The sequence below is a fragment of the Vibrio chagasii genome (assembly GCF_002954585.1).
Taxonomy (GTDB): Bacteria; Pseudomonadota; Gammaproteobacteria; order Enterobacterales; family Vibrionaceae; genus Vibrio; species Vibrio chagasii_A.
In genome coordinates this window covers 724,420-750,698 of sequence record NZ_MSCI01000001.1, presented here as the reverse complement: position 1 = coordinate 750,698, position 26,279 = coordinate 724,420, and the positions used below count along the sequence as shown (strand labels likewise).

21 protein-coding genes, 2 tRNA genes and 3 pseudogenes are annotated in these 26,279 nt (G+C 44.5%); 19 read left to right on the top strand and 7 right to left on the bottom strand.

From position 1 onward, the window contains the following. Positions 1–82: 82 nt before the first annotated feature. The 10 genes and pseudogenes from BTO10_RS03675 to copI all read left to right on the top strand — a co-directional run. Positions 83–553 (top strand): annotated as a pseudogene (locus BTO10_RS03675) (OmpP1/FadL family transporter); the annotation flags it as partial. Next, a pseudogene (locus tag BTO10_RS03670) lies at positions 546–1,067 on the top strand (hypothetical protein); the annotation flags it as partial. The pseudogenes BTO10_RS03675 and BTO10_RS03670, both read left to right, overlap by 8 nt. 273 nt (positions 1,068–1,340) lie before the next feature. Beyond that, a complete protein-coding gene (locus tag BTO10_RS03665) occupies positions 1,341–1,976 on the top strand; it encodes an SDR family NAD(P)-dependent oxidoreductase (RefSeq protein WP_105023598.1) in 636 nt (211 codons plus the stop codon). Positions 1,977–2,229: 253 nt separating this feature from the next. Further along, positions 2,230–3,342, top strand: a complete 1,113-nt coding sequence (locus tag BTO10_RS03660; protein ID WP_105023597.1) for an NADH:flavin oxidoreductase — start codon at positions 2,230–2,232, stop codon at positions 3,340–3,342. 187 nt (positions 3,343–3,529) lie between these two features. Further along, positions 3,530–4,130: pseudogene (locus tag BTO10_RS03655) on the top strand (CatB-related O-acetyltransferase); the annotation flags it as partial. Positions 4,131–4,303: 173 nt separating this feature from the next. After that, a complete protein-coding gene (locus BTO10_RS03650; protein WP_105023596.1) occupies positions 4,304–4,768 on the top strand; it encodes a hypothetical protein in 465 nt (154 codons plus the stop codon). Positions 4,769–4,945: 177 nt separating this feature from the next. Beyond that, a complete protein-coding gene (locus tag BTO10_RS03645) occupies positions 4,946–6,295 on the top strand; it encodes a TolC family protein (protein ID WP_374955521.1) in 1,350 nt (449 codons plus the stop codon). Between the two features lie 10 nt (positions 6,296–6,305). Continuing rightward, on the top strand, positions 6,306–8,033 hold the full coding sequence (locus BTO10_RS03640) for an efflux RND transporter periplasmic adaptor subunit (protein WP_105023595.1): 1,728 nt from the start codon (positions 6,306–6,308) through the stop codon (positions 8,031–8,033). Then, the gene (locus tag BTO10_RS03635) at positions 8,030–11,173 is read left to right on the top strand and encodes an efflux RND transporter permease subunit (RefSeq protein WP_105023594.1); all 3,144 of its coding nucleotides are present in this window, start codon (positions 8,030–8,032) and stop codon (positions 11,171–11,173) included. The genes BTO10_RS03640 and BTO10_RS03635 overlap by 4 nt, the downstream gene beginning before the upstream one ends. A gap of 106 nt (positions 11,174–11,279) precedes the next feature. Next, the gene (copI, locus tag BTO10_RS03630; protein ID WP_105023593.1) at positions 11,280–11,852 is read left to right on the top strand and encodes a copper-resistant cuproprotein CopI; all 573 of its coding nucleotides are present in this window, start codon (positions 11,280–11,282) and stop codon (positions 11,850–11,852) included. A gap of 109 nt (positions 11,853–11,961) precedes the next feature. On the opposite strand, the gene BTO10_RS03625 is transcribed toward copI, so the two are convergent. The 3 genes from BTO10_RS03625 to BTO10_RS03615 form a co-directional block, all read right to left on the bottom strand. Beyond that, complete coding sequence (locus tag BTO10_RS03625; RefSeq protein ID WP_105023592.1) at positions 11,962–12,219, bottom strand: hypothetical protein; 258 nt, start codon at positions 12,217–12,219, stop codon at positions 11,962–11,964. 218 nt (positions 12,220–12,437) lie between these two features. Next, positions 12,438–12,512 (bottom strand) — tRNA-Gly (locus tag BTO10_RS03620). 39 nt (positions 12,513–12,551) lie between these two features. Then, positions 12,552–12,626: transfer RNA gene (locus BTO10_RS03615), tRNA-Gly, on the bottom strand. Positions 12,627–13,148: 522 nt separating this feature from the next. Between BTO10_RS03615 and BTO10_RS03610 the strand changes: the two genes are divergently transcribed. The 7 genes from BTO10_RS03610 (at position 13,149) to BTO10_RS03580 (ending at position 19,070) form a co-directional block, all read left to right on the top strand. Continuing rightward, a complete protein-coding gene (locus BTO10_RS03610) occupies positions 13,149–14,312 on the top strand; it encodes a threonine/serine exporter family protein (protein ID WP_004737300.1) in 1,164 nt (387 codons plus the stop codon). 180 nt (positions 14,313–14,492) lie between these two features. Next, complete coding sequence (locus BTO10_RS03605; RefSeq protein ID WP_008216181.1) at positions 14,493–14,831, top strand: zinc ribbon domain-containing protein YjdM; 339 nt, start codon at positions 14,493–14,495, stop codon at positions 14,829–14,831. A gap of 95 nt (positions 14,832–14,926) precedes the next feature. Next, a complete protein-coding gene (locus tag BTO10_RS03600) occupies positions 14,927–15,349 on the top strand; it encodes an N-acetyltransferase (protein WP_105023591.1) in 423 nt (140 codons plus the stop codon). A gap of 45 nt (positions 15,350–15,394) precedes the next feature. Beyond that, positions 15,395–15,889: a GNAT family N-acetyltransferase gene (locus BTO10_RS03595; RefSeq protein WP_004737303.1), complete on the top strand. Its 495-nt coding sequence runs from the start codon at positions 15,395–15,397 to the stop codon at positions 15,887–15,889. 42 nt (positions 15,890–15,931) lie between these two features. Further along, a complete protein-coding gene (locus BTO10_RS03590; RefSeq protein WP_032553983.1) occupies positions 15,932–16,363 on the top strand; it encodes a GNAT family N-acetyltransferase in 432 nt (143 codons plus the stop codon). A 140-nt stretch (positions 16,364–16,503) separates the two neighbouring features. Beyond that, the gene (locus BTO10_RS03585) at positions 16,504–17,865 is read left to right on the top strand and encodes a DUF1800 domain-containing protein (protein ID WP_105023590.1); all 1,362 of its coding nucleotides are present in this window, start codon (positions 16,504–16,506) and stop codon (positions 17,863–17,865) included. A gap of 8 nt (positions 17,866–17,873) precedes the next feature. After that, positions 17,874–19,070, top strand: coding sequence for a DUF1501 domain-containing protein (locus BTO10_RS03580; RefSeq protein ID WP_105023589.1), 1,197 nt, complete (start codon positions 17,874–17,876; stop codon positions 19,068–19,070). A gap of 17 nt (positions 19,071–19,087) precedes the next feature. Here the strand turns inward: BTO10_RS03580 and BTO10_RS03575 are convergent, their stop codons facing one another. Next, positions 19,088–20,017, bottom strand: coding sequence for a VirK/YbjX family protein (locus BTO10_RS03575; RefSeq protein WP_105023588.1), 930 nt, complete (start codon positions 20,015–20,017; stop codon positions 19,088–19,090). A 102-nt stretch (positions 20,018–20,119) separates the two neighbouring features. Next, positions 20,120–20,731: a LysE family translocator gene (locus BTO10_RS03570; RefSeq protein ID WP_105023587.1), complete on the bottom strand. Its 612-nt coding sequence runs from the start codon at positions 20,729–20,731 to the stop codon at positions 20,120–20,122. Positions 20,732–20,832: 101 nt separating this feature from the next. Between BTO10_RS03570 and BTO10_RS03565 the strand changes: the two genes are divergently transcribed. Continuing rightward, positions 20,833–21,741, top strand: a complete 909-nt coding sequence (locus BTO10_RS03565; protein WP_105023586.1) for a LysR family transcriptional regulator — start codon at positions 20,833–20,835, stop codon at positions 21,739–21,741. Here BTO10_RS03565 and BTO10_RS03560 read toward each other — a convergent pair. Then, positions 21,738–22,946: a helix-turn-helix domain-containing protein gene (locus BTO10_RS03560; RefSeq protein ID WP_105023585.1), complete on the bottom strand. Its 1,209-nt coding sequence runs from the start codon at positions 22,944–22,946 to the stop codon at positions 21,738–21,740. The genes BTO10_RS03565 and BTO10_RS03560 overlap by 4 nt on opposite strands. Before the next feature lie 20 nt (positions 22,947–22,966). Here BTO10_RS03560 and BTO10_RS03555 point away from each other — a divergent pair, with 20 nt between their 5' ends. Then, on the top strand, positions 22,967–24,973 hold the full coding sequence (locus tag BTO10_RS03555) for a TonB-dependent siderophore receptor (RefSeq protein WP_105023584.1): 2,007 nt from the start codon (positions 22,967–22,969) through the stop codon (positions 24,971–24,973). Between the two features lie 199 nt (positions 24,974–25,172). Here BTO10_RS03555 and BTO10_RS03550 read toward each other — a convergent pair whose 3' ends face one another. Next, positions 25,173–26,117 carry an ADP-ribosylglycohydrolase family protein gene (locus BTO10_RS03550; protein WP_105023583.1) on the bottom strand — a complete coding sequence of 315 codons (945 nt, stop codon included), beginning with the start codon at positions 26,115–26,117 and terminating at the stop codon, positions 25,173–25,175. Positions 26,118–26,279 lie beyond the last annotated feature (162 nt).

The following is a 26,279-nucleotide window of genomic DNA, read 5'->3' as shown; positions in this document are numbered from 1 at the left end:
GAATAATGGATATTCCCTTTGCTTATAGGGCATTGCGGTAACCTTAGAGCAATTTTATGTCTAAGGCTAAATGAGCATCCTGATGAACAAAACTTTTACTTACTCTCTAGCTGCCACCGCTATCCTAACTAGCTTAAATGCGTTCGCAAGTGGCCTATTTTTACAAGAGGCTGTTGTCGCCAACGCTGGTACTACAGGTGCTGGTGATGGTGTGTACACTCGTTCTGCTGCGGCGATGTGGACAAACCCTGCAACCATGTCTCACATGGGCGAAAGTAAGACGACCATCAACACAATGGCGTTCGATCTTGAGATGAAATATCAAGATAACGGTGACAAGCAAGATGGTAAAGCTCACTCAGTGATGCCTTCATTTGGCGCCTTCCACGCTCATCAAGTGACTGACAAATTACACCTTGGTATTGCGTTAGGCGCAGTAGGTGGTTATAGCCTTGACTACGGCAGTGATTGGGCTGGAGCGGGGCTGTTAGAAGATATCACTTTAACCGCAATGCAGATTAACCCATCGCTTAGCTACAAGTTGAATGACCAATGATCGTGTTAATGCTGACGGTGAAGAGTGGCGAGTTGGTGGTTCTTGGTTATTGCCTTTGGGAATCGTCAACTTTAACTTTAGTCGCTCTGAATACAACAACGATGCTTATAAGAACAACTACAGTATCGGGACATTTGTTCCACTGAGTTACTTTGATATTGAGCCTTTTGGCTGGCAAATCTTTCCTATGGCGGGTTACAGCTATAACGATGGCGAAGTAGCCGTTTTCGATGATGAAAACGTTGGTTCTGATTACGTGTTGATGCCGATCTCTACACATGGTGGCTATATTGGTGCCTTCGGCTTAAAAACGATTACTGACGAGCGGTCGATTATGGCCTTTGGTGGAGGCTCAATGGGCTCTGATGACTATTCAGGCTACTGGACTAGTGTAGGGGCAAGTTACAGGTTAACTGATGCACAGTCGTTCAATTTCTTCACTATTTTTGCCGAGGATGACTTTGGTGAAAATAACAGTGTCGGTGCTTCCTACACCTACGAATTTAAATAATCTTTATTTTGCTTCCACACAAATAAAGAGTTGAGTGTAGGCCGCCTGTTGAGGCTGACTTACACTCAGCGTTTGTTGTGTTTCTGCTGCATCATTGCCATCTCGAAGTATCTCTATTCTCTGTTAAGGCTTCTACTGGATCTCGTTAAACATTAGTTAGTTTATGGATAAATGCTTAATGTTGAGAACTATTCGCATTTATTGATCTGAGCGAAAGAACCGATTAGATTGTGTCGTTAATATTAGGAACAACATGATTCTTTTGAGGTATTTATGAGTACAGTCGTTGTATGGGGAGCGGGTAGTGGCTTAGGCGCAGCAATAGTCGAGCACTTTCATCAACAAGGTTTTGAAGTGATCGCGGTTGCTAGAAACCCAGAAAAGAACCCACGCTTGGCTATCCTTGGAGTAACAACACTGAGCTGCGATGCGACCGACAAGCAACAAGTTGAGAAGACGGTGGCTGAGTTGCCGAAATCGGCGTTGGTGATTTCAAGTATGGGCAGTTTTAGAGCGGATGTGCCAGTTGACTATATTGGTCACCGGTATGTGATTGATGCTCTGGAAATGAATGACATTAAGCGCTTTGTATTGGTGACGTCTTTAGGTTGCGGTGATTCATGGCAATACTTGTCAGAGCGCTCTAAGAAAGGATTTGGCGCTGCCGTTCGTGAAAAATCGTTGGCGGAAGCGTGGTTAATGTCGAGCTCGTTGGAGTACACGATTTTACGTCCCGGTGGCTTGCTAGATGGTGAAGTGACGGGTAACGGTGAGCTTTCTCAAGACGTGGAAGTGCATGGCGTGATTTACCGACAAGAAGTGGCTCGCCTTATCGAAACCCTATTGGCAAATGACGCGAGTATCGGGCAAGTCTATCAATGTATTGATCCTACAGTTAAGTATGGATAAAAGCCTGATATTGTTTTCTGAAGGCATTCCCATCTAGTGAAAAGTTTTAAGGCCGTTTAGTCTCACTGAGCGGCTTTTCTTGTTTTTGTCCTCAACGACTTCCATTTAAAGCAAATGTTGCCTGTTTCTTATATGAGAGTGCCGCTCTCTTAATCTAGATTAAGTTTTGTCTGTCTTATTCTCTGTAGTATCCGCGCAATCAGCCTCGCACTAGATGGGGCAATGGCGTAATACAATTGAATGAGGATTAGATTTGAGTACTTTGTTTGCAGAAACCCGCATTGGCACCATGACACTGAAGAACCGTTTTATGAGAAGTGCAACGTGGGAAAATATGGCGACTGAAGATGGTCATATGACAGATAAACTTTACGCTATCTATGAAGAGCTAGCTCAAGGTGAGGTTGGCTTGATCGTGACGGGTTACGCGAACATTGTTGAAGAAGAAAAACCGAATGCTGGCATGATGGGTATGTATAACGACTCGTTTATCGATGAATACAAAAAGCTAACTCAACTGGTTCATGACAACGACTCTAAAATCGTAATGCAATTGGCTTATGGCGGTACGAAAACCACGTATGACCTTGGAGAGCGAGTGATCTTCGCACCGAGTGAGGTTCCTGAAAAAGGGACTCAAACACTGGGTAAAGCAATGACCAAAGAGGAAATTGACTACATCGTTGATGCGTTTGCAAAAGCGTCATTAAGAGCGAAACAGTCGGGCTTTGATGGTGTAGAAATTCATGCTGCTCACACGTACCTGATCAACCAGTTCTTGAGTCCTTATTACAACCAGCGTGAAGATGAATACGGCGGTAGCTTAGAAAATCGTATGCGATTCTTGCTTGAGATCTACACTGCAACACGTAAGTTGGTTGGTGATGATTTCCCTATCTTGGTGAAGCTGACGGCTTCTGAGTTTTTTGAGGGCGGTGTGACCTTCGATGAAACGCGTATGGTGTGTAAAAAGCTTGAAGAAGTAGGCTTTGATGGCATTGTTGTTTCTGGCAACATTCATGGAAAAGCTGACACCATGGTTGGCGAGTCACACGACGGATTTACTATCCAAGCTGAGGGTTACTTCCATGAATATGGCCACGCAATCAGCCAAGACGTCGACATTCCTGTTATCACGGTGGGCGGCTTAACGGATTTTGATGCCATTGAAGAAATCGCCAATAATACGGGTATTGAGTACTTCGCGCTTTCTCGACCTCTATTATCTGAACCTCATCTAATCAAACGCTGGAAAGAGGGCGACCGAAGGCCAGTTGAGTGTGAGAGATGTTCTAAGTGTCGTACTAAGCGTGGAAACTTCTGTGTGGTAAATAAAGATAGAAAAGTACAGTTGGCTCGTATGTAGTTACTGAAGACATGAGTTTAAACATGAGCTGGTGCTATAGTGTTGGCTCATGTTTTTCTTTTGCCTATGGGGCACTTGTTTGTGCATGTTTAGATCTTCAACGTCGAATCTTTTGATATTTAAACGAATAAAACTAATAAGTTAATCAGAGGTAGAAATGTAAAATAAGCATTGGTCTAAATTCGAACTGCTGCATGAGGTCGTCACCAATCCTAATATTCACATCAAGGGTCAACACAGCTATTACAGTGACTGTTGGGATAACGGTTTTGAGAGTTCAGTCGTCCGTTATCTGCACGGTGATGAGGTTAGCCGCCAGTGGGAGCCGCGTTGGGAAATCGATGAGCTCTACATCGGGGATTATGTCTGCATAGGAGCCGAGGTTGTGAGCCTTATGGGCGGTAATCACACTCACCGAATTGATTGGTTCTCTTTGTATCCATTTATGGATGTAATCGACGAAGCCTACATCGGCAAGGGCGATACTCATATCAAAGACGGAGTTTGGCTAGGGATGTGTGCCATGATCATGCCGGGCGCGATGATTGGAGAAGGGGCGGTTGTCGCTGCGAACAGCGTAATAACCAAAGATGGGGAACCGTACAGTATTGTTGGTGGTTCTCCCGCGAAGTTAGTTAAACATCGCTTTGATAAGTCTGTTATCGAAGAGCTAATCTCAATGAAGATATACGACTGACTACCAGAGATATTTGAATCATTGACACAAGTATTTGTGTGATTATGACTTAACGGCAATTAAGAATGCGATGGTTGAGTATGATACTCATAAGTCGTTAAACACTTTACCCTACCAAAAAAAGGGGCGCCCTATTACTTATAGAGTACCCTTTTTGTTTGTGTTTTCAGTAGTCACTGCCAAATTCATCAAATATTTGTTTTTATTGTTGACCTTACCCTAAGGGTAACCTTTATAGTCTTCTTGTAAATTTAAAGGTTAGCTATGACAAACACATTCCGAACAACTTGGATTACTGTTTTTAGCATCATTGCGATGTTGATGTTTAGCCATGCCTCAAGCTCATCAGCCATGATGACCGACATCATGATGATGGAAATGATCTCGGGTAAATCGGCTTGTTACCACAACGATGCGTCGACTAACGACGCAATGGCGGGATGCCATGTGATGAGTGAAGAAGTACACGCCGAACACTCCAATATGAGTGCCCATGATTTGATGGCTCAATGCGATATGTCTTCAATGAGCCAAGACGGCAGTCAGATGATGGGTAACCATTGTTCGAGTGCCGACTGCTGCGCCTCAGTGTGTTCTGTAACTTCTTATCCAATTCAGGCTGTTCAAGCCGCGAATCCATTTGTCTCTTCACTAGCTCGTTTTCAATCTGTCATTATCGGGCAGAAAGTCGTACGTGCTCAATCTCTGTTACGCCCACCCACCGCATAAATCTATATCTAAAAACATAGCGATATCAGACTCAGAAACCTGATACGCCAATCTTTTATATGCGTTATTTAACGCTAGATATGGACATTCATTGTGAATATAAAACCAACAAACTCCGTGTTTGAAATAAACGCGAGTGTCGTGGTTGCTGCTGCTTTTATTTCAAGCTCTGCTTTTATTTCAGGCAGTGCTTTGGCTGCGGCTCCTGTTTCTACACAAGTTGATAAAGAAAGCTCGTCTCAGCAACTCAATACATTGATTGAAATAGCATTGAGCCAAGACAGCAATCGCAAACAGTACTTTGCTCAGTCGCAAGCGATGAGGGACACCGGTGTGGCGAGTGCAACCCTGATGGACCCGAAGCTTAAAGTCGGATTCGGTGGCTTGCCAGTCGATAGTTTTCAATTCGACGAAGACCCGATGACCAATATTTCGGTCGGTCTGATGCAGCAATTCGAGCGTGGCAATACGCTTGATCTTCAGCAGAAAAAGGCAAGTCAGCAAGCTGATGGCCTCGCTCTTCAAGTTGAGGCTCGTGAATTGACTGTTGCTAACAGCATGACGCAGCTATGGCTTGAGTTGGGTTACCAGCAAGTCGCAGAAGGTGTGATGCGTGAAAACCGACGTCTTTTGGTTGAACTAGAGAACTACGTGCAAACCAATTACTCGATTGGCAAAAGCGAAGCGCAAGATCTGCTTAATGCTCAGCTTCAAGTCAGCAAACTTGATGAGAAACTGCAGGCAAACCAGCAAGTTCAGCGTCGTTTAATCTCTCAGCTTTCTGAATGGTTGGGTTCCGATTGGCTAGGGACTCAAGCGATTAGCTCTCAGACTCTTGATTCTCAGGGCACACTCAAAGCAACGAACCAAATTGATCGGTCGGTGTTGGAAAATAAACTAGCAACCAACCTCGATTCAACTAAACACTATCAACTGTTGATGGAGCATCCGCTCGTTAAAATCACGGACGCGACTATCTCGTCTAATCAGACACAAGTTGAATTGGCAGAACAAGCGTACACACCTCAGTTTGGTGTAGAAGTCATGTATGCCCACCGACAAGCGAACAACATGGCAGGTGAACCTGCTTCTGATCTTGTCAGTGCTTATCTAACGGTCGACATCCCTTTATTTACAGGTAATCGACAAGACAAAACCTTGTCTGCGGCTCAACACCAAGTTGGCGCTGCTAAATCTCAAAAAGACACCTTACTTGCTCAAATGAATGCTCAAGTGAATGCATTATTGGTAGATAAGGCGAATCTCACCCAGCGCTTAGAGCGTTACCAAAGTTCCTTATTACCTCAGGCATCGGCGCGAATCCGTGCGGTTGAAAGAGGTTATCAAAACAACACGGCACAGTTTAATGATGTGATTTCAGCAACAGCAGATGAGCTTGCTTTGAAGCTAGAGCAACAGCGTTTGATTACTGATCTCAATATCGTGAATAGCAAGCTCGCGTCACTCTTGAGTGGCTTTGATTATCAGGTTGAGCAACCGCAACTAACTGCGACAAACCATCAATAAGGAACGAATAATGAAATCAGTAAAAGTAGCAACAATCGCATTGTTGGTCGGTGGCGCATTAGGCTTTGGTGTGAATCATTTTCTAATTAACCAGACACACGATATGTCAGCAATAGCGGGGGCGATTGAGGGAAATTCGTCCTCACAGGCGAGCGATGACCCCTTGTATTGGGTTGCACCGATGGATCCAAATTATCAGCGTGACAAGCCAGGTAAATCTCCGATGGGCATGGATTTGATTCCTGTATACGCCGATGACTTAAGTGGTGGTTCAGACAAAGCTGGCACTGTATTTATTGACCCGTCAGTAGAGAACAACCTCGGCGTAAAAACAGCAAAGGTTGAGTTGGAAGCTTTGTCGCCACGCATTGAAACCGTAGGTTATGTGGCATTCGACGAGAGTGCATTATGGCAAACCAACGTTCGCGCTGCAGGTTGGGTTGAAAAGCTGTATATCAATGCGGTTGGTGAGAAGGTCAACAAAGGCGATGTACTGTTCACGCTTTATTCCCCTGAACTTGTTAAGGCGCAAGAAGAGTTGCTGAGTGCCTACAAAACCGGTCGCAAAGGACTGATTAAAGGATCGACTGAACGCTTGATTACCTTAGGCGTTGATAAAGCCCAGATTCGATCTATCACTCGCCAAGGCAAGGCTTCACAAACCATTGAAATCAAAGCGCCTGCTGATGGTGTTATTGCTAGTCTCAACATTCGTGAAGGTGGTTATCTTTCTCCTGCACAAGCGGTAATCAGTGCGGGGCCACTAGGCGAAGTGTGGGTCGATGCCGAAGTGTTTGAACGTCAAGCGCATTGGATATCGACAGGCAGTAATGCCGAGATGACACTCGATGCGATTCCCGGTAAAGAATGGCAGGGAACTGTCGACTATGTGTACCCGATCCTTGACCCTAAAACACGAACCTTGCGTGTCCGTTTAAAGTTCTCGAACCCAAATGACGAGCTCAAACCTAACATGTTCGCCAATATTGCACTGAAACCCATCAGTGACGACCAAGTTCTTACCATCCCAAGATCTTCGGTTATCCATTCTGGTGGCATGACTCGTGTTGTGTTGTCTGAAGGCGAAGGTAAATACCGTTCGGCACGCATTGAAGTAGGGCGTGAAGCGGGTGGCAAGATCGAGGTGTTGCAAGGGCTCACGCAAGACGAATGGATTGTCACTTCAGCGCACTTCATGCTGGATTCTGAATCTAGCCAGTCAGCGGATTTGTCGCGAATCAATGGCGTAGAAGAACAAGAAGACACAGCCTGGGCAACAGGTGAAATTGCAGATGTCATGCAAGGTAGTCGCATGGCAACCATCAATCACCAACCTGTTCCTGAGTGGGATTGGCCGGGCATGGTCATGAACTTTACCTTCGCAGAAGGCTTGGACATTAGCCAACTCAAACGCGGACAAGTAGTTGATTTTGAGATGATGAAAACGGAGTCAGGCCAATACGAAGTGGTTGATTACAAGGTTAATGAACATCAAATGCCAGGTGAAGTATGGTTGAAGGGCAACATCACCATGCTAATGCCTGATTTCGGAATGATCACAGTGAATCATAAGCCTGTACCTGAGTGGGATTGGAAAGCGGGTGAAATGAACTTCCAAGCCAGTGAAGACATTGATTTATCTGAGTTTGCTGAGGGTCAAACCATTCGGTTTCTAGTGGCAAAGGAAGGTTCAGAGTATGTGCTCAAATCTTTAGAAGCGGGTGAGGGCAAACTATGATCAATGCAATCATTCGTTGGTCCATCAGTAACCGATTCTTGGTTTTGGTCGCCACTGTTGCCATCGTTTTCGGTGGGTTATACAGCGTTAAAAACACGCCTGTTGATGCTATTCCCGATCTCTCTGATGTTCAGGTGATCATTAAAACCAGTTATCCGGGTCAAGCGCCACAGGTCGTTGAGGACCAAGTAACGTATCCATTCACTACCGCAATGTTGGCTGTGCCTGGAGCCGAAACGGTTCGTGGTTACTCGTTCTTTGGTGATTCCTACGTCTATATCATCTTCAATGACGATACCGATATGTATTGGGCGCGGTCTCGTGTGTTGGAGTACTTGAGCCAAGTTGCACCTAATTTACCACCAAGTGCGAAGCCAACGCTCGGGCCGGATGCAACCGGTGTGGGCTGGGTTTATAGCTATGTTCTACAAGACAAAACCGGTAAGCACGACTTAGCCGAACTTCGTAGCCTGCAAGACTGGTTTTTGAAGTATGAACTGCAAACCGTTGAAGGTGTGTCTGAAGTCGCGACGGTAGGTGGTATGGTGAAGCAGTATCAAGTACAGATTGATCCTGCCAAATTACGTGCTTATGACCTGACGCTTCAGCAAGTGAACAAGGCAATCCAAGATGGTAACCAAGAAACAGGTGCCTCAGTGGTTGAGATTGCTGAAGCGGAGCACATGGTTCGCACAACAGGTTACCTGACGAGCATTGAGGATATTCAATCACTGCCATTAAAAGTAACCGACAAAGGCACACCACTGTTATTGGGTGATATTGCTGACATCAACCTTGGACCACAGATGCGTCGTGGTATATCAGAGCTGAATGGTGAAGGTGAAGCGGTTGGTGGCGTTATCGTGATGCGCTTTGGTGAAAATGCCAGTGAAGTGATTGATTCTGTTAAGAGTAAACTTGCAGAGCTACAAGCTGGTTTACCTGATGGGATCGAAATTGTAGCGACCTATGACCGTTCAACCTTGATCGATTCTGCGGTTGAGAACTTATGGAAGAAGCTGGCAGAAGAGTTCATAGTAGTCGCGATTGTATGTGCGCTGTTCTTGTTCCACATCCGCTCATCATTGGTGATCGCGCTTAGCTTGCCTGTCGGTATCTTAGGTGCGTTCATTGTTATGCATTGGCAGGGTATTAACGCCAACATCATGTCCCTTGGCGGTATCGCTATTGCGATAGGTGCGATGGTCGATGGTGCGATCGTAATGATAGAGAATGTCCACAAGCACATCGAGCGAACGCCTCTGACCGATAAAAACCGTTGGCAAGTCATTGGTAAATCGGCAGAAGAGGTGGGTGCGCCACTGTTCTTCTCACTGATCATTATTACTTTGAGCTTTGTTCCAGTGTTCGCGCTAGAGGGCCAAGAAGGCAAGATGTTCTCGCCACTTGCGTTCACTAAAACCTATGCAATGGCGGCTGCCGCCGGTCTGGCTATCACGCTTGTGCCAGTGCTAATGGGTTACTTCATTCGTGGAAAGGTGTTACCTGAACACAAGAACCCGGTGAACCGCAGCTTAGTTGCAATGTATAAACCATTGCTCAACTTAAGCCTCAAGTATCCAAAAGTGATGATTGTGATTGCACTGGGTTTGATGGCTTCAGCGTATTACCCAACCAGCAAACTTGGCAGTGAGTTCATCCCTCCCTTGGATGAAGGTGACTTGATGTACATGCCGACGACTTATCCGGGCATTTCGATAGGTAAGGCGCGTGAACTGCTTCAGCAAACCAACAAGTTAATCAAAACCATCCCAGAAGTTGAAACTACATGGGGCAAAATCGGTAGAGCTGAGACAGCAACCGATCCCGCGCCACTGACCATGATTGAAACGGTTATTCAGCTGAAACCCCTCGACGAATGGCGTGACGGTGTCACTACAGAGTCACTGCGTAAAGAGTTCGATAATCTGATTCAGTTCCCGGGTTTAACCAACGCGTGGGTAATGCCAATCAAGACACGTATCGACATGTTAGCGACCGGTATTAAAACGCCAATCGGAATCAAGATAGCAGGACCTGACTTGAGCGTTATTGAGGATATTGGATCTCAACTGGAACCTATCTTAAATGGTGTGAGTGGTACCGCTTCTGTGTATGCCGAACGTGTGGCTGGTGGTCGTTACGTCACGATAGACATCAAGCGCCGCTCTGCCGCTCGTTACGGATTAAGTATTAAAGAAGTGCAGCAGGTGATCTCCACGGCCGTGGGCGGAATGAATGTCGGTGAAACCGTTGAAGGGCTTGAACGTTACCCTATCAACGTCCGCTACCCGCAAGATTACCGTGATTCTGTCGTTAAGCTGCAGAACTTGCCACTCGCTACGCCTAACGGTGCCCGTATTGCGCTTTCTGATGTCGCGGATATCCGCTATGAAGATGGCCCACCAATGATCAAAACCGAGAATGCACGCCCTAATGGTTGGGTATTCGTGGATATTGACGGTCGTGACCTTGGTTCTTACGTGGCAGAAGCGCAGCAAGTGGTTGCCGAGCAAATTGTATTGCCTACGGGTTACTCACTCGCATGGTCAGGTCAATACGAATACATGGAACGTGCCAAAGTTCGCCTAAGTGTGGTAATGCCTATTACCATCGCCATCATTATGTTGTTGCTGTACTTGAGCTTCCGCCGTGTCGGTGAAGTGATGGTGATCATGCTGACATTGCCGTTAGCCATGGTTGGTGGTTTGTGGTTGATGCATTACCTAAATTACAACTTCTCCATTGCGGTTGGTGTTGGCTTCATCGCGCTAGCGGGCGTTGCGGTAGAGATTGGGGTAATCATGTTGGTGTACCTCAACCAAGCGTGGCATTTCAAAAAGCTCGATGCTGAACAGAACCAGAAAACCCTCCAACAAACTGATCTCACTGATGCCATTCGTGAAGGGGCAGGGCTTCGTGTGCGTCCAGTCATGATGACAGTGCTTACCGTAATCATTGGATTAATCCCAATCATGTACGGAGAAGGTACAGGCTCAGAAGTAATGCAGCGAATCGCCGCGCCAATGATTGGAGGAATGGCGTCTGCGCTACTGCTCACTCTATTGGTGCTTCCTGCGATCTTTAAGCTATGGAAGCAGCGCGAGGTCACTCAGAGCCAAAGCGAGAGAAGTAAGTAACGTACTGATTATAAAAGCCCTTATTTGCGAGATAGGAGTAGGTAAGGGCACACCAGATGAACATGTGAAACCAGCAAAATAAACAGAATCAATTTAAGGAAAGACCATGAAAAAGACGCTAATTACTATCGCCCTAACAATCACCGCTTCAACAGCATTTGCTGCAATGGATCATTCGAAGATGGACCACTCAGGTATGGATCACTCGATGATGAAGAGCGGAGAAATGGAGCATTCAAAGATGAATCACAGCATGATGAAAGGTGGAAAGATGGATCATTCAATGATGATGAACATGGACGGTATGTCTGAAGTAGGCATGCCTGCGACGGGTGCAAAACCGGATAAAGTGGTTCATGTTTTACTGAGTGATGACATGAAAATCACCTTTAAGAACAAGATCGAAATTGAGCCGAACGATGTGGTGCAGTTCGTTGTGATGAACACAGGCAAGATCGATCACGAATTCTCGATTGGTTCTGCCGCAGAGCAGCTAGAGCATCGTGAAATGATGAAAAATATGGGTTATCATACTCATGACTCTGGAAGCACAGTGACAGTAAAACCGGGTAAAGCGAAGCAGATGCTTTGGCATTTCCATGGAGACAATCACGTAGAATTTGCCTGTAATATTCCAGGGCACGCAGAAGCAGGTATGGTGAAAAGTGTAACGCTTTAAATGCTAATTATTAGTTCTTGGTTGGATTAAAAATTCAATCGGGCTAGGAAATTAAAGATAAGTCTTAACTCATACCTGTGCGTTAGTTGAGACTTATCTTCCTTTCTCATTACTGTAAAAGAATCGATGTTTCCAATAGGTGCTGCGCTTCGCCACTTAGATGAGGGAGATCTGACATGATTCTTTTAAGTTTGTCGTCGATAGACTCCACTTCACTCAAAGAACGAAACGCTAGAATAGCTTGCTCAGGCTCACTGATCACATAACCCTTCAACGTATTAAGTTGAATCTTGTTCGCGTTTTCGACTTTGGACAGGGCGATATTGATTGTCTCAATATTGATAGTTAACTCATTGCTTTTGAACATTTTTATTATTTTATGGTTGTTTCTAGTTGAGCGCACATTAACATAATGAAGGATTTTAACATTGACCGAGATTATAAAACTAGAACAATTCCGAGAAACAATAAGAGTCGTAAAAGGGAAACTAAAGGTGATTTAAGCAGTTAGAGGGTTAAGTCAAAGTATTACAATTATCTTTGAAGATTGAGTTTGATCTGAGGGAGTAAACGATAAACTTGAGTTGGAGCGTGCAGCGGGAATCGAACCCGCATCATCAGCTTGGAAGGCTGAGGTAATAGCCATTATACGATGCACGCACACTGTCTTAAGGGTAAGACTGAGGCATAAAGAAGACTTGGAGCGTGCAGCGGGAATCGAACCCGCATCATCAGCTTGGAAGGCTGAGGTAATAGCCATTATACGATGCACGCACATCGTCTTAACGAGTTTGATAATGCCACATCTAACTGAAAACGAAACCTTTTTCTTCCATTTTTATTCCAAGTGCTCGCATAACCACCACTCCGCTAGTTTTTCAATCACGTTTGGTGTTTCGTGGTTGCATAAAGTGTGACTAAGCTCTCATTAAGCGCTCTGTTCTTAAATGTCATGACTAACGCTAGTTTTGGATGAATTTTAATCTTGGTTTATAAACCGCCGCGTCGTTTGCTCTTTGTTCAGTATTTAACCTGAATTTTATGAGTAACCTCGTTAACACACGCGGGGTTTTTGAGCAGACTTAACGGTCTGTTTGTAACAATATGGATGCATAGATTTAACTTGTGAACAATTCTTATTATTCATAGGCTTAATTCTAAATAAGTAGATTCATTCGTACTTTTCAGTGTTTGGAGAAAAAGCGACCAACCCAGTTGATAAATTACGCAAAAACCTCGTCATTACGTCTATCGTCTGGTACATTTGCCGCACATTTTGTTTCCCCTAAAATACCCATGCCTTCTCAGTACCGAATTAACAAAATAGTTGAAATTGGCGATACACTTCACCGCAGTGGCTGTGCCCCTTATAAGCTTGAAAAATATACACAGTATTATGCTAAAAAGCATGGTGTAGATGTAATGATTCAAGCAACACCGACCGCGATTAATTATCAATTTCCAGACGATAACAATGCCGTTATTCTCAAACGTCTAAAGCCAGCTTCAATCAACCTGAGTTTGTTGGCAAATACCATCATTCGTATTAATCAACCAAGCAGTGAACCAGTCCCAGAGCCAGTGGGTTACTCTAAATGGGTTATTGCACTGGCTAATATGGGGATTCCACCAGCGTATCTAATGCTGGTCGGCAGTACTTTGGAAGCTGTAGGCTTTTCTGCGCTACTTGGCTTGATGGTTTGGGTATGTCAGCAAATTCTTCATTCACGCCGCGCGATTGCGGTTGAATTCATCTCTGCACTGTTAACCGGTATTGCTGTGGCATTCTTGGCAAGCACAGGGCTACCAATTCCGGTATGGGCGTTGTGTATTGCCTCGATCGTTTTGTTTGTCCCCGGGTTATCTATAGCTAATGCATTAGAGTGTTTGGCTTTTAACGATTTAGTCTCTGGTACCAGTTTACTAGGTCAGAGTGCCTTAACACTGATAAAATTGTTTGTCGGCATCATCATGGGGCTCAATATTGGTGAGGCTGTGTGGGGGCAAGCGGTATCCATTGATTACACCAATGCTGTGCCGACTTGGATGCATATTTCTGGATTAGTGCTCATCTCTGCATCATTGGGTGTAATGTTCAATGCAAGACCTATGGATATTTTGTTAGGGTTGCCAGTTGCAGTATTGGGGATGTGGGGACCATTCTATCTAGGTTTTGATAGTGGTTGGGTTGTTGGTACCTGGGTAACTACGGTATTGATCACTTTATACGGTACTTGGATTGCGAAGAAAATGGATTTAACTGGCGCTATCTATATTGTGCAAGGAATCATTATCTTAGTTCCGGGTAGCCGTGTTCTAGTGAGTGCCAGTCAATCAGTATTTGAGCAGTCTATTTTGCCGATTCCGAGCATCGGCTTATCGGCGCTATTTATGTTCTCGGCGATCGTAGCTGGGCAAATCACGGCGTATTCCATTTACTCCCCAAAAGTCGAACGTTAAGACGCTTTACTTATCGGAACCCTCTAAACAAACACAGCTCACTGCTGTGTTTGTTCGTTTTGGAGCCGCTCTTTCTTACCACCAACTCATCTTGATGCAATTGATTCGATTTATGCTCGCCAACCTTGGAAAGAGCCATTAAGATTGAACATAAATTCCATTTAAATGAAGTAGTAACGTATGTCTTTACCTCCTTGCCCGCAATGTCAGTCTGAATATGTTTATCCAGACCAAAACAACTTAATCTGCCCTGAGTGTGCTTATGAGTGGAATCCAGAAGAAGAACGCTTGGAAAGAGAAGCTGCGCGAGTGAAAGATGTCAATGGCGTTGTGTTAGAGACTGGCGACAAAGTCACCTTCATCAAAGATTTAAAAGTCAAAGGCAGTTCTAGCGTGCTAAAAATTGGTACCAAAGCTGTGATTCGCCGCATCAACGAAGGTAAAGACCATCAGTTAGATTGCAAACTGGATGGTGGCGGTGAAATGTTAGTGACCGCGAAGTACGTGAAAAAACAGTAATCTATGTTTTGTGCGATTGTCGTAAATGTTCAATGCTTCACTTAGCTTTCTCGGCATACTCTCTAGAAGATTAATGACACTAGGTAAAAAAGTTAATGATTAGAGAATACAGAGCAGCCGACATTGATGCCGTTTTAGATATTTGGCTTGAGGCTTCCATAAAGGCGCATGATTTTATAGCGCCTGAGTTTTGGAAGTCACAAGTGTGCAATATGCGTAATATCTACCTTCCCGCATCACAAACCTATGTTTATCTGAACGGTGGCCAAGTTCGTGGTTTTTATTCGCTCCATGAGGGGGTATTAGCTGCGATCTTTGTGAACCCAACAGAGCAGGGGTATGGTATCGGAAAACAACTCATGACCCATGCCAAGCTGCAGCGCCCGAATTTGTCTTTGAGTGTGTACAAAGAGAATCAAGCAAGTATTGGATTTTACCTTTCCCAAGGCTTTGAAATTGTTCGCGAACGAACTGATGAACATACAGGACATCAAGAATACTTCATGCGTTTAGCTTAGCCTCAGCGTACAGTCAGACAAGCGTTAAGTAGGAGTGAAGACGACATGGATATAGTCAAAGCCGATTTATCGCATTCAACGGCCTTTCATCATTATGTGAATGCTTGCGTTGAAGATGGGCTTGATATCTACACTGGTATTTCTGATAGCAGTGATGCCTATTTAAAAAGACGTATTGATTATTCTAAAGGTGAAGGCTTGCCAGAAGGTTGGACTCCAGCCTCTACCTACTTTTGTATCGATTGTGGCGAGATCCTTGGTGTAATTCGAGTTCGTCATGGAACGACTGATTACATCCATGACGTGATCGGACACATAGGCTATGAAACTTTGCCCCAAGCGAGAGGGCGAGGTGTTGCTAGCTATATGTTGTCTTGGATACAACATCATGCGCTAACAGAAAGCGCTATCATTACTTGTGAAAGTGGCAATATCGCTTCGAAGAAAGTGATTGAGAAGTGCGGTGGTAGGTTCTTGAGTACATTTTATTCAGAGCAAGATAGACACGAAGTATTGCGTTATCAACTAGACCCTAAATAAACCTTATTTAAGCAAGACGCCCTAGTGACTTTTGGAGATATTTTGAAGTATTCAACAAGGCCCGCTCAATCATCAGATTATGAATTTCTGTTCGAGCTTAAAAAGGCCGCCGAGTTCGAACCGATCAAAGCCGTATTTGGTTGGGATGAACAAGTCCAGCGAGATATACACGCCGAAGAGTGGGAAGAAGAAAGACCTGAGATTATTGAATTTCAAGGCAAAGCCATTGGAAGTGTGTTGCTGCAAGACAAAGGTGACCACTTCTACTTTTGTCGATTTTTCTTGCTGCCTGAATATCATGGCAAGGGGATTGGAAGCCAAGTTTTGACGGATTGTTTAGCCCACGCTTCAAAGCTTAATAAGCCAGTAGAGTTGTGTTATCTGCAAGGTAACCGCGTTGGGGAGTTGTATCTCCGATTTGGTTTTGAAATTACCTCGCAAAACGATCAGTTTGTGTATATGTGGCGTAAATAGACACCCATTCAAAATGAACACAGCGTGTCTGTAACTTGATAGGCACCTGACACCCATCTAACGTAAAATCTTGTAAAGCTCCCTATGCTTGATGACTAAGCGATTACACTTAGAACAGATTGAGCGTGAGGGAGTGTGCAATGAATTATTACCCAACTTCAGAAATCTTGGGTGAACAGAGGTTTGGTTTTGGGCCTAGATTGGGACAGGAAACCTATTATTCCCCTTTAGAGCAGTTGGATAAAAAGCCATTTGTTCATCAGTCCATTCAAGCTTTACCTACAACCGAATCTATTCTCATAACTATCGGTGAAAATCGTGAACAGCGAAAGCAAGCCAAGGGTGATGAGCAAAAGATGCAAGCAATGAAGAAAGAGGCACAGTCGTTTCTTCGAACTCATTATCGACAACAATCTCAAGCTCGCCACCTGCAAAGCGTTGAAACACCCTATGGTTTCCAAGAACGAATTATTCAGTTTTGGAGCAATCACTTTGCCATTTCGGTCGATAATCGAAAATTGATGCCCTTAGCCGCAAGCATTGAAAACGACGTGATTCGCCAGCATTGGAATGGAAATTTTGGCGATATGCTGATGGCTTCTTCCAAGCATCCGGCCATGCTTCTTTATCTGGATAATCAACTCTCTGTTGGACCAAACTCAAAAATTGGTAAGCGTCGTGATAAGGGGCTGAATGAAAATCTCGCTCGTGAAATTTTAGAGCTCCATACCCTTGGCGTTGATAGCTCCTATAACCAACAGGATGTGATTGCTTTGGCCAAGGCGATCTCAGGTTGGGGGATAAAGTTCAAATCACCCAACGCTGGTTTTCGCTTTGCTTCGGATTTACACGAACCGGGTGCGATAACTTTACTTGGAAAAGCCTATTCCGAGTCAGGAGTCTTGCAGGGCGAATCGTGTTTGCAAATGCTAGCTACCCATAAAGATACAGCGGAACATTTGGTTGATAAGCTTTGTCAGCATTTTATTGGTGATACGCCTAAAGAACTTTCGGAACAGATGGTTGCAGAGTATCTAAAAAGCGATGGTGATTTGTTACCTATTTACCGTTTGTTGCTGAACAGTAAGGAGGCGGGTACGCCTAAGCCTAATCGGTTTAGACCACCTAAAGAGTGGTTGTTTGCCGTGCTTCGTAGCGCTGACATTTCACTTAACGAAAAACAAGTACTGAATACTCTTAACACTCTAGGCCAACCACCTTTTAAACCGGGTTCACCTGCAGGGTGGTCAGATCAAGACAGAGATTACAACAGCCCGTCGGCGTTAACACAACGTATGCAAGTGGCTAATCGACTTGCTTCGGCTGTTATTAAGTCAGCGAGAACTTCAGGTGAAAAACCTAAGGTCGTGGTGGATAAAGTGATTGCGACTTTATACGGCGATGCGATTGATGAACACACCGAAATTGTATTAAGCAAAGCTGACAGTGCAGCCATGCAACTTTCTCTGTTGTGGTTAAGCCCACAGTTTCAATATCGCTAGGAGTGGGTATGAAAAAGACAAACGGTTTGCAAAATATCAATCGTCGCCAGTTTATGGGAATGGCTGCTGCAGTTGGTATGAGTGCGATGTTGCCATTTCCAAGTTTTGCCAAAACACGCTCAGAGAATATTTTTATCTGGGTCTCATTGCGTGGCGCTATGGATGGGCTAAACGTTGTGGTTCCATACGCTGATTCAGATTATTTGAGTTTAAGGCCAAGTATTGGATTGAAGCAGAGCCAGCTACTAAGACTAGACAGCTTTTTTGGGTTACACCCTTCGCTTAAAAACTGTCATCAATGGTATGAAAACAAAGAGCTTAGTTTTGTACATGCGTGCTCAACAGCTTATCGTGAGCGCTCGCATTTTGATGGTCAGAAGATACTAGAGAATGGTACCTCTGATCCTTACAACAAGGAGGGCTGGCTTAACCGCTTGCTAAGTCTTAGCTCAGAAAAATACGATGGTATTGCGATTGATTCTGGCTTGCCGCTTATCATGCAGGGTGAATCTACCGTGGCAAGCTGGTATCCAAACCGACTAAAAACCCGCGATAAACAAACCGAGCTGCTTGAAGAGCTTTTCCAGAGTGATCAAATGCTGTCTGCCAACTTTGAAAGCGTCATGAAGATAGATGAGTTGGTCGGTGACCAAGGCGTTGGCAAACAATTTAAGTCATTGATGAGTAAAACAGGAGATATCTTATCTGCCGATAACGGACCAAACATTGCCGCTTTAGAGCTTGGCGGTTGGGATACCCACGCTAATCAGGGTAGCGTAAATGGTAGGTTAAGCAATCAACTTAAAACTCTGGATGCAGGCCTAGCAGCGCTTAAGGAGTCATTAGGCTTACGTTGGAACAATACGGTGATCATGGCTGCGAGTGAATTTGGTCGAACAGCGAAGGAAAATGGCACAAAAGGCACCGACCACGGCACTGGTAATGTCATGTTGGTTGCTGGTGGTGCGATGGCTAACAAGGCTTCAGGAGTATCCAGTTCAGATGCTTTTGGAGGGATGGTTATCGCAAGCTGGCCGGGATTAAGCACAAAGGATTTGTATCAAGGGAGAGACCTCAAACCAACCACTGACATGCGAGGCGTGATAAAAGGCGTGCTTGGCGAGCACCTATCTATAAACACGGAGCAGCTAAACACCATCTTCCCTGATAGTGAAATGGTCAAGCCGCTGGGTATCATCGAGTAGGGCGCTTCGATTAATAATTAATGTAAGGTGGGAGCAGACTTAATTTCGTTTAACCGTGAAATGATCTGCTCTTCAGTTTCCTTTAGCCAATCATAGCGTTTTGTGTACAAGCGGCGTTTGGTCTTTTTCAATGTGTCAGTGTCTTTACGAAGAGGCTTAGTGGGCAAAGAAAACCAGTGTTTATCGACCAAAGAGGCGCCATTTTCAGTCCATAGTGTGTTGTAATCAAACGAGATTGCCCCTCGTTTTGATCCGATATAGCGCATCGCTTGGTAGATATGACCTTTATTCGAAACTGCTAGAATCTCATCAACTTTCATGTAATTCGCAAACATAATTGCGAGCTCAACCATCAGTGACTTTGGCCTTAACCCGTGTAAGGAACGCGTTAGTTCTTTGATCTTATCCTGGCTACTGGTGATGCGCTTGTTTGTGCCTTGTAGACAGCCGATGTGCATGGTGCGCTGCCTATTGTTATCAGAGATATTGAAGGTGACCGAGTAAATAGTCAGCCCAGTATTGGCTTCGACGAGTCTGATCCCCAAGGAGCCTTCACGAGACTCCCCCGAGAAAGTCTCAATCCTAAACTCATCTCCATTTCGATCTGCAAAGGTCAGAAGCTCAAAGTTAGAAAGGTGCAGATGCACTGTGTTTGGACCAAATGTTCGTTCTAAAAGTTCGAAGTGAGAATACAGTAACGAAGCACGTGTTTTAGGCTTGATACCAATACAGATGAATGGTTTGAGTGGCTTTTCAAAGATTTTAGGATTTTGTTCAAGAAGGTTTGAGAGATTATTTTTCTCTTTAAGCTGATGCACTTTGCGAATGATCTTAGGGTTCATAACGCCCCATAGTGTAAAGCGCAGATTCTTCTTAATTCGGTTTAAACCTTTAGTATGTGGGTGTACAGCATTGGAAAGCTCAACGATTTGACGAAAATTTTGCACGTTTACCTCAACTTAGAAAACAAAAAAGCATCGTTGAAAATAAAAAACGATGCTCCATAAAATGATAAGTAGGGGTTAGTGAAAAAATCGTGAAACTAGAGCTTATGATTTTATTGCTAATAATGCTCCGAATGTTAAAAGGCCAAATCCACACGCTTGGTTGAGTCTTTTCTTGGCTTTCAACAAGTGTTTTTGCAAAGTCTTCGAAGTAAATAACATTGCGACAATTCCAAACCACAAGCCGTGAAGAATAACCATATAAAGCCCATAACCGAGTGCAACATGTTGGTTTTCAGCGTCAGGTGAAATGACTTGGCTAAAAATGCTTAAGAAGAACAGCATGGTTTTAGGGTTAAGCACGTTGCACAAAAAGCCTTGTGCCAAATAGCGCCAAGTACTGATGTTCTTCGAAGCTCCTTCCATAGGGGCAAGCTTGCTGTCTGCGTTTATAATTCCTTTTATTCCTAAGTAAACAAGGTAAGCGGCACCTGCGTAACGAATGATGTCGAAAAGTTGCTCATTCTGTGAGATTAGGTAACTAATACCTAGCATTGAATAGCTAATATGAACACAAATCGCTAGGCTTACCCCTAGCGCTGTCCAAATACCGGCTTGCCTACCTTGATTAACACTATTCTTCAGGACTAAAACGAAATCAGCGCCCGGGCTTATTACAATCAATAGTCCCAACACCGCTAGGCTTAACCACTCCATAAATACTCCAACTCTCTTATTTGATGAGCCGTCATTGTATGGTTTTTATTTGCTACCTATAATCGAAATGAAATCCACTAAACTGTGAGAAAAAATCATATATGAGGCATCTTAAAGCATTTCATGTTTTTCATGTCGCCGCGCATTCGATGAGTTATAGCGAAGCGGCAGAAAAGTTGAACATTACCCATGGTGCGGTGAGCAAACAGATCAAGGTGTTAGAAAGCCACTTGTCACAAACTTTGTTTTATAAGCAGGGTCGCAATGTGTGTTTGACCAAAGAGGGTGAGTTGCTTAAAGGCTACACAGAGCAAGCGTTTCAGGCGTTGGACACAGGTATCCAAAAGCTCAACCGACTCAACAACCACGCACTCGAGGTGTCGTGTGAGCCAACATTAACCATGCGCTGGTTGATGCCTCGTTTAGGCGATTTTTACGCTGAGTCGGGTATTGATGTTCGTTTGTCAACCGCTGGTGGGGCTGTGAATCTGGATGTGACTGGGCTCGATATGGCAATTCGACGTGATGATTTTGAGCTAACCGAGAGCTATGAACAGACACCATTAGTTGAAGAGTGGGTTGGGCCCGTTTGTTCTCCCGAATACTGGCAAAAGATAAAGGAGAACTTGGGTGATATGAAGTTATTGCACAGCAGCACTCGACTGGATGCGTGGGAGCATTGGATGTCTATTACAAAAGACACAATAGACAGCGAGGTCTTATCGCAAGTAGCAATAAACCAAACATTCGCACACTTCTACTTTTGCTTTCAGGCGGCTGTTGATGGGTTGGGGATTGCACTTGGGTCTTATCCACTTGTCGCCGATGATATTGAAAGAGGCAGCTTGATCGCGCCGTTTGGCTTTGTACCTTCTGGTCATCAGTACATATTGCTCACACAAGACAGCGATCAAGATGATTCAGGCCACTTGTTCGTAACTTGGCTGAAGAGTGAGCTGTCGCAGTGTGTTCCAGCTATTGAACCAACGCCTCCTAAAGGCAAAAGCTAATTGACTCTTGATGCCGACTGTTTAGCAAGCACATGGGGTGGCACACCGAACGCTTTCTTAAACGCATTGGTGAAGTTTGAAGGATGTTGATAGCCCGCTTCATAGGCCGCTTCGGTGATTGAAACTAAGCCACGCTCTAAATGCAAACGTGCGATATCTAGGCGTCGGTGGCGAATATAGCCGTTGATGGTTAGGTTGTAAGACTGCTTAAAGCGGCGTTGTAAATTGGAGACACTCATTGAGAACCGACGCGCGATACTTTCAAGGCTGAGCGGCTGATCCAGGTTGATTTCAATGTAGCTGATGATGTCTTCTATCTTATTATCGAACCCTTTTTCGGCCTTAACTTGGCTATTGTTTTCAGCAAAACCACTGTTTTTATTCGTGCTATTTTGGCTAACGTTTATATTTTCAGTGGAGCACTCTTGGCAACATTGGAGCGGCATTTGAGACAAGGTTTGCGCAAGTAGCTGTTGAGTCAGTGTCTCGACCACAAGCTTGTCCTGAAAGTTGGTTGGTGTTGCTTGGCTTGTAAGTTTGCTAGCGAGTTGAATGATGTCAGTGTTGATCTGAATATCGTAACAAGCCTTGTGTGAATCTAAGAATGACTTACTTGAACAGTGATCACTCAAACGTGTTTTAATCCATTGTGGTTTAACCAAGATATTGATCTTATTCATTTTATTATCTTGAATTAAAGAACGTCTAAAGTTGGCTGGTTTGGCTAAGTTCACTACCACGCCTTGTGGTCCATTGCTGGCATCGAGGTCGAACTCCAAATCGTCGTAGCCAAAGGTGAGTTTTCCTTCTAGAAGGATAGTAATCAAAATAGCGGAGTGGGCCGTAGATACGATATTACTGTCGACCAGTTCGATACAGCGACCACCATGGACAAAAATTTGGTCGTTGTATTGGTAAGAAAGAAACTTCCCCTCAGCGAGTGAAGTCTGCTTAGTTTGACCTTGTGTCACGATGATCTGTTTTTCAGTCTGTTCTAGCTTTTTGGTGAGAGCAACCTTCTTGGTAAATGTAGACTTTTTGGCTATCACATTCGCTTTCGCCACAGCCGTTTCGGCAAGTTTAGTTTGCTCTGACGTTACTTCACCCATTTGACCTTTCCTCATAACAGCTATGCGTTTTCGCATAAGCAAATCATCTGTGCATTTATAAATTACAACCCTATCATATTTGCGAATTATTATCATTTACATCTAGGATTGAATTTATGGAAAGCCCAGTCAGCTCAACAATCAAGCTTTCAGCCCTCTGTATTGCCATAGCCAGTGCGGTTAGCAGCCCTGTGATAGCAGAAGAGAACACATCGCACTTTGACGAAGTGGTGGTGTGGGGAACGAAGGTATCTAGTAACACCGAATCGATCATTGCCGACGATATGTCACTTAAGCAAGCTGACCATATGTCTGATCTACTACGTGAGATTCCGGGTGTTGATGTTGGCGGCACGCACTCGGTGAACCAAAGGATTACGATTCGTGGCTTGAGCGAAACGGACCTCGATATTCGACTTGATGGCGCATCTCAGCACGCCAACATGTTCCACCATATTGGCAACCTCACGCTTAACCCAGACATTTTGAAATCGGCCGATATCCAAGTAGGTAACAACTCAGTCACGCAAAATGGACTCGGTGGCTCTGTGTTGTTTGAAACTAAAGATGCAAAAGACCTGCTTCGTTACGACGAAAGATTCGGAGCTCGTGTCTATGGCGGTTATGCCACTAACGCAAGTCAGCAAGGCTCTTTAACTGTGTATGGCTTATTATCGGATAACGTTGATGCCATGCTCTATAGCCACTACATGAGCCGTGATAACTTTGAAGATGGTGACGGCAATGAGACCTTTGGTTCAGAAGGGGATGTATATAACATTCTAGGTAAAATTGGCTTTGAACCGAGCGACTTGCACCGATTTGAACTCGCTTATGATCTCTACCGCGATAGCGGTGATTATAGTCCACGCCCGGATATGTCGGGTGGCGCGAATGAAGGTCTTTCTAACGATATTCTAATCCCGACCGATTACGATCGTGACACCGTCACTGCAAGCTATGAGCTACGTGGCGATATTCATCAAGGTGACGTGACGCTTTACAACACTCAAACTGAAATTAAGCGTGATGAAACTGTTATGGCACCACGCTGGCCATCGAACCGTTTGTCTAAAAACACGGCAAAGAATCAGAACTTTGGCGTGAATGCTAAGTTCCAATCGGACTATCGTTTGATGTCGTTTGATAATGTTGCGACTTACGGTTTTGATTACATGGACAAGTCATCAAGCAGTTATTACGGCAGCAGTAAGTTTATGGATGAGTCGGCCATTTCTACCGCGCTTTTTGTTGAAGACCAGTTCTACTTTACTCAAGCCTTTTCGATCACAGCGGGTATTCGCTTTGATGATTATCAGCGTAAAGCAGAGACAGGAAATGACGATTTCGATGATGTAACTTGGTCTCTAGCGACGCAATGGGATATGACACAAGATTGGACGTTGTTTGCGAGCACACGTTCGTTATTTAAAGGCCCTGAGTTGATGGAGACCTTTATTGCGTATCAAGATGCCGCATACTTAGCGGATGATATCAAAGCTGAAACAGGGCAGAACACACAAGGTGGCGTGCGTTTCGACAAGCGTATTGATGATCACTTTGTTGGTGCGAACCTAACTGTATTCCAAACCAATATTGATGATTACATTGCAGAAGAGTACCAGCGTGCGAGCCAAAGTTACTTGATCTACAACTTAGGCGACGTGGAGATCAAAGGCTTTGAAGCAAGCTTGTCTTACGGCTACGAGATGTTTAACAGTAAACTTTCTTATGCACGTTCAGATACTAAAAACAAAGACACAGGCGGCGCTGTCGCGGGTGGAAATGGTCGCAGTATTGATATGGGCGATAGCATCACGTTGACTCTGGATTATCAGTCTGAAGCGCTTGAAACGATCTTTGGGTGGAACTCGATGTTTGTTAAAGACGAAGATAACGTATTTGATGGTCAGCCAATTAAAGAAGGGTACGATGTTCATAACCTTTATGCGCAATGGGTGCCATCAACGGTCGATGGCCTGTCTGTTACTTTTGGTATCGACAACGTGTTTGACGAGCAATACACCTCGCACGCATCTCGTTCAGGTACGGCGAGAGGTTTTACGCTAGATGACTATGAACCTGGCCGTAACTACAAGCTTTCTGCCGCGTATCAGTTCTAGGCACGAGGAACGAAATAGGTTCAGTTAGAGTGATAAACTAGCGGTCGTAGGAATCCGCGAAGTTTATTGCCCGAAACTGAAGCTATCCGTTTAAGCCACTCGTTGAAGTGAATAGTGGAAAGAAAAGCGCCTGTCGAGCAAGGAATCGACAGGCACTTTAGTTTTTATTACTAGAAAGGTTACATGGGCTTAATACAAATTACTCAATGGGCAGAGACAATACACCACCATTGAGCTCGACTTGTTTCAGCCACTCTTTTGGAATCGATCCGTCTTCTTCGTAGAAACAAGCTGCTAATACCGCGCCAATCACAATCGCACGCCCACAACTATCACCGCCACATAAAATGTTATCTCGAACACCTTGTTTAAAGCTTTGAGCGCCTGCAATGATGCGAATCAGCAGTGGGAACGCGGCGCCTAATTCACAATGCAATCCAAATTTCTTTGCAGCCTCAGTGATTGAAAGTTCAGGCTCTGCCAATGCTTCATCGATTTGATCGTGTATAAACTTGCTGCAGGTCTGTCTTACCATCTCTACCGATTGTGATGGCGAATTACCTTGTATCGAGGCTTGAATCAGCAGGGTAATAGCCTGCGCCCACTCCACGGCTTTGTCGTTGTTATTAGTCACTCGAACCGCGCTTTCGACCATCGCTGGTAAGGTGTGAGAAGTATAAGTACAAGCCACTAATGGGACGATTTTTGAAATAGCAGGTAATTGCGTGTCATCAGCGCCACAGGCTGTGATGGGGGCATTGGCCAGTTCCAGTTGGTGTATGTTCAGCAAGCTCATGCGCGTTGCTTTATCTATGTAACCTTGCCAACTGCCGCCGAAATCAAACCAGAAGCGGAAATGCTTGATGTAACTTGCTTCATCGTAGTGTTGATTGTCGACTAGGCTATCGACCATCGCTAATAGTTGAGCGCCGTATTGTGATTGGTCGCCTGCGGATTTTCCTTGGTGAGCAAAATAGCCTTTATCTTGATAATCGGACTCGTTTGGTGAGCGAAACTCAGGCTCAAACCCCGCTACCTGTATGATCCTCTCTTGATCATATAACCAATGCAGCCCCATAGAGGCAGCGTCCCCCACTAATGCGCCTACAACGGCATAAAACGCTCTTTCTTTATGATTATCCATGTTGGTTTGACCTTTGAGAGAATCCGATGGGGTTTGGTATTCAAAGTATAGTGTTTAAATAAAGGGTTTGCTGTGTTTTAGGCGAGAGTTTTGAAACGATTAATCCTGATTGGTCAATGAGTTAAACCAATCAGGATAAGCTGATGAAAATTACAGGCTAGG

Coding starts and splice junctions, on each gene's coding strand:
- BTO10_RS03665 (WP_105023598.1), top strand. CDS start 1,341: ATGAGTACAGTCGTTGTATGGGGAGCGGGTAGTGGCTTAGGCGCAGCA.
- BTO10_RS03650 (WP_105023596.1), top strand. CDS start 4,304: ATGACAAACACATTCCGAACAACTTGGATTACTGTTTTTAGCATCATT.
- BTO10_RS03640 (WP_105023595.1), top strand. CDS start 6,306: ATGAAATCAGTAAAAGTAGCAACAATCGCATTGTTGGTCGGTGGCGCA.
- BTO10_RS03635 (WP_105023594.1), top strand. CDS start 8,030: ATGATCAATGCAATCATTCGTTGGTCCATCAGTAACCGATTCTTGGTT.
- copI (WP_105023593.1), top strand. CDS start 11,280: ATGAAAAAGACGCTAATTACTATCGCCCTAACAATCACCGCTTCAACA.
- BTO10_RS03625 (WP_105023592.1), bottom strand. CDS start 12,219: ATGTTCAAAAGCAATGAGTTAACTATCAATATTGAGACAATCAATATC.
- BTO10_RS03610 (WP_004737300.1), top strand. CDS start 13,149: ATGCCTTCTCAGTACCGAATTAACAAAATAGTTGAAATTGGCGATACA.
- BTO10_RS03605 (WP_008216181.1), top strand. CDS start 14,493: ATGTCTTTACCTCCTTGCCCGCAATGTCAGTCTGAATATGTTTATCCA.
- BTO10_RS03600 (WP_105023591.1), top strand. CDS start 14,927: ATGATTAGAGAATACAGAGCAGCCGACATTGATGCCGTTTTAGATATT.
- BTO10_RS03595 (WP_004737303.1), top strand. CDS start 15,395: ATGGATATAGTCAAAGCCGATTTATCGCATTCAACGGCCTTTCATCAT.
- BTO10_RS03585 (WP_105023590.1), top strand. CDS start 16,504: ATGAATTATTACCCAACTTCAGAAATCTTGGGTGAACAGAGGTTTGGT.
- BTO10_RS03580 (WP_105023589.1), top strand. CDS start 17,874: ATGAAAAAGACAAACGGTTTGCAAAATATCAATCGTCGCCAGTTTATG.
- BTO10_RS03570 (WP_105023587.1), bottom strand. CDS start 20,731: ATGGAGTGGTTAAGCCTAGCGGTGTTGGGACTATTGATTGTAATAAGC.
- BTO10_RS03565 (WP_105023586.1), top strand. CDS start 20,833: ATGAGGCATCTTAAAGCATTTCATGTTTTTCATGTCGCCGCGCATTCG.
- BTO10_RS03560 (WP_105023585.1), bottom strand. CDS start 22,946: ATGATAATAATTCGCAAATATGATAGGGTTGTAATTTATAAATGCACA.
- BTO10_RS03555 (WP_105023584.1), top strand. CDS start 22,967: ATGGAAAGCCCAGTCAGCTCAACAATCAAGCTTTCAGCCCTCTGTATT.
- BTO10_RS03550 (WP_105023583.1), bottom strand. CDS start 26,117: ATGGATAATCATAAAGAAAGAGCGTTTTATGCCGTTGTAGGCGCATTA.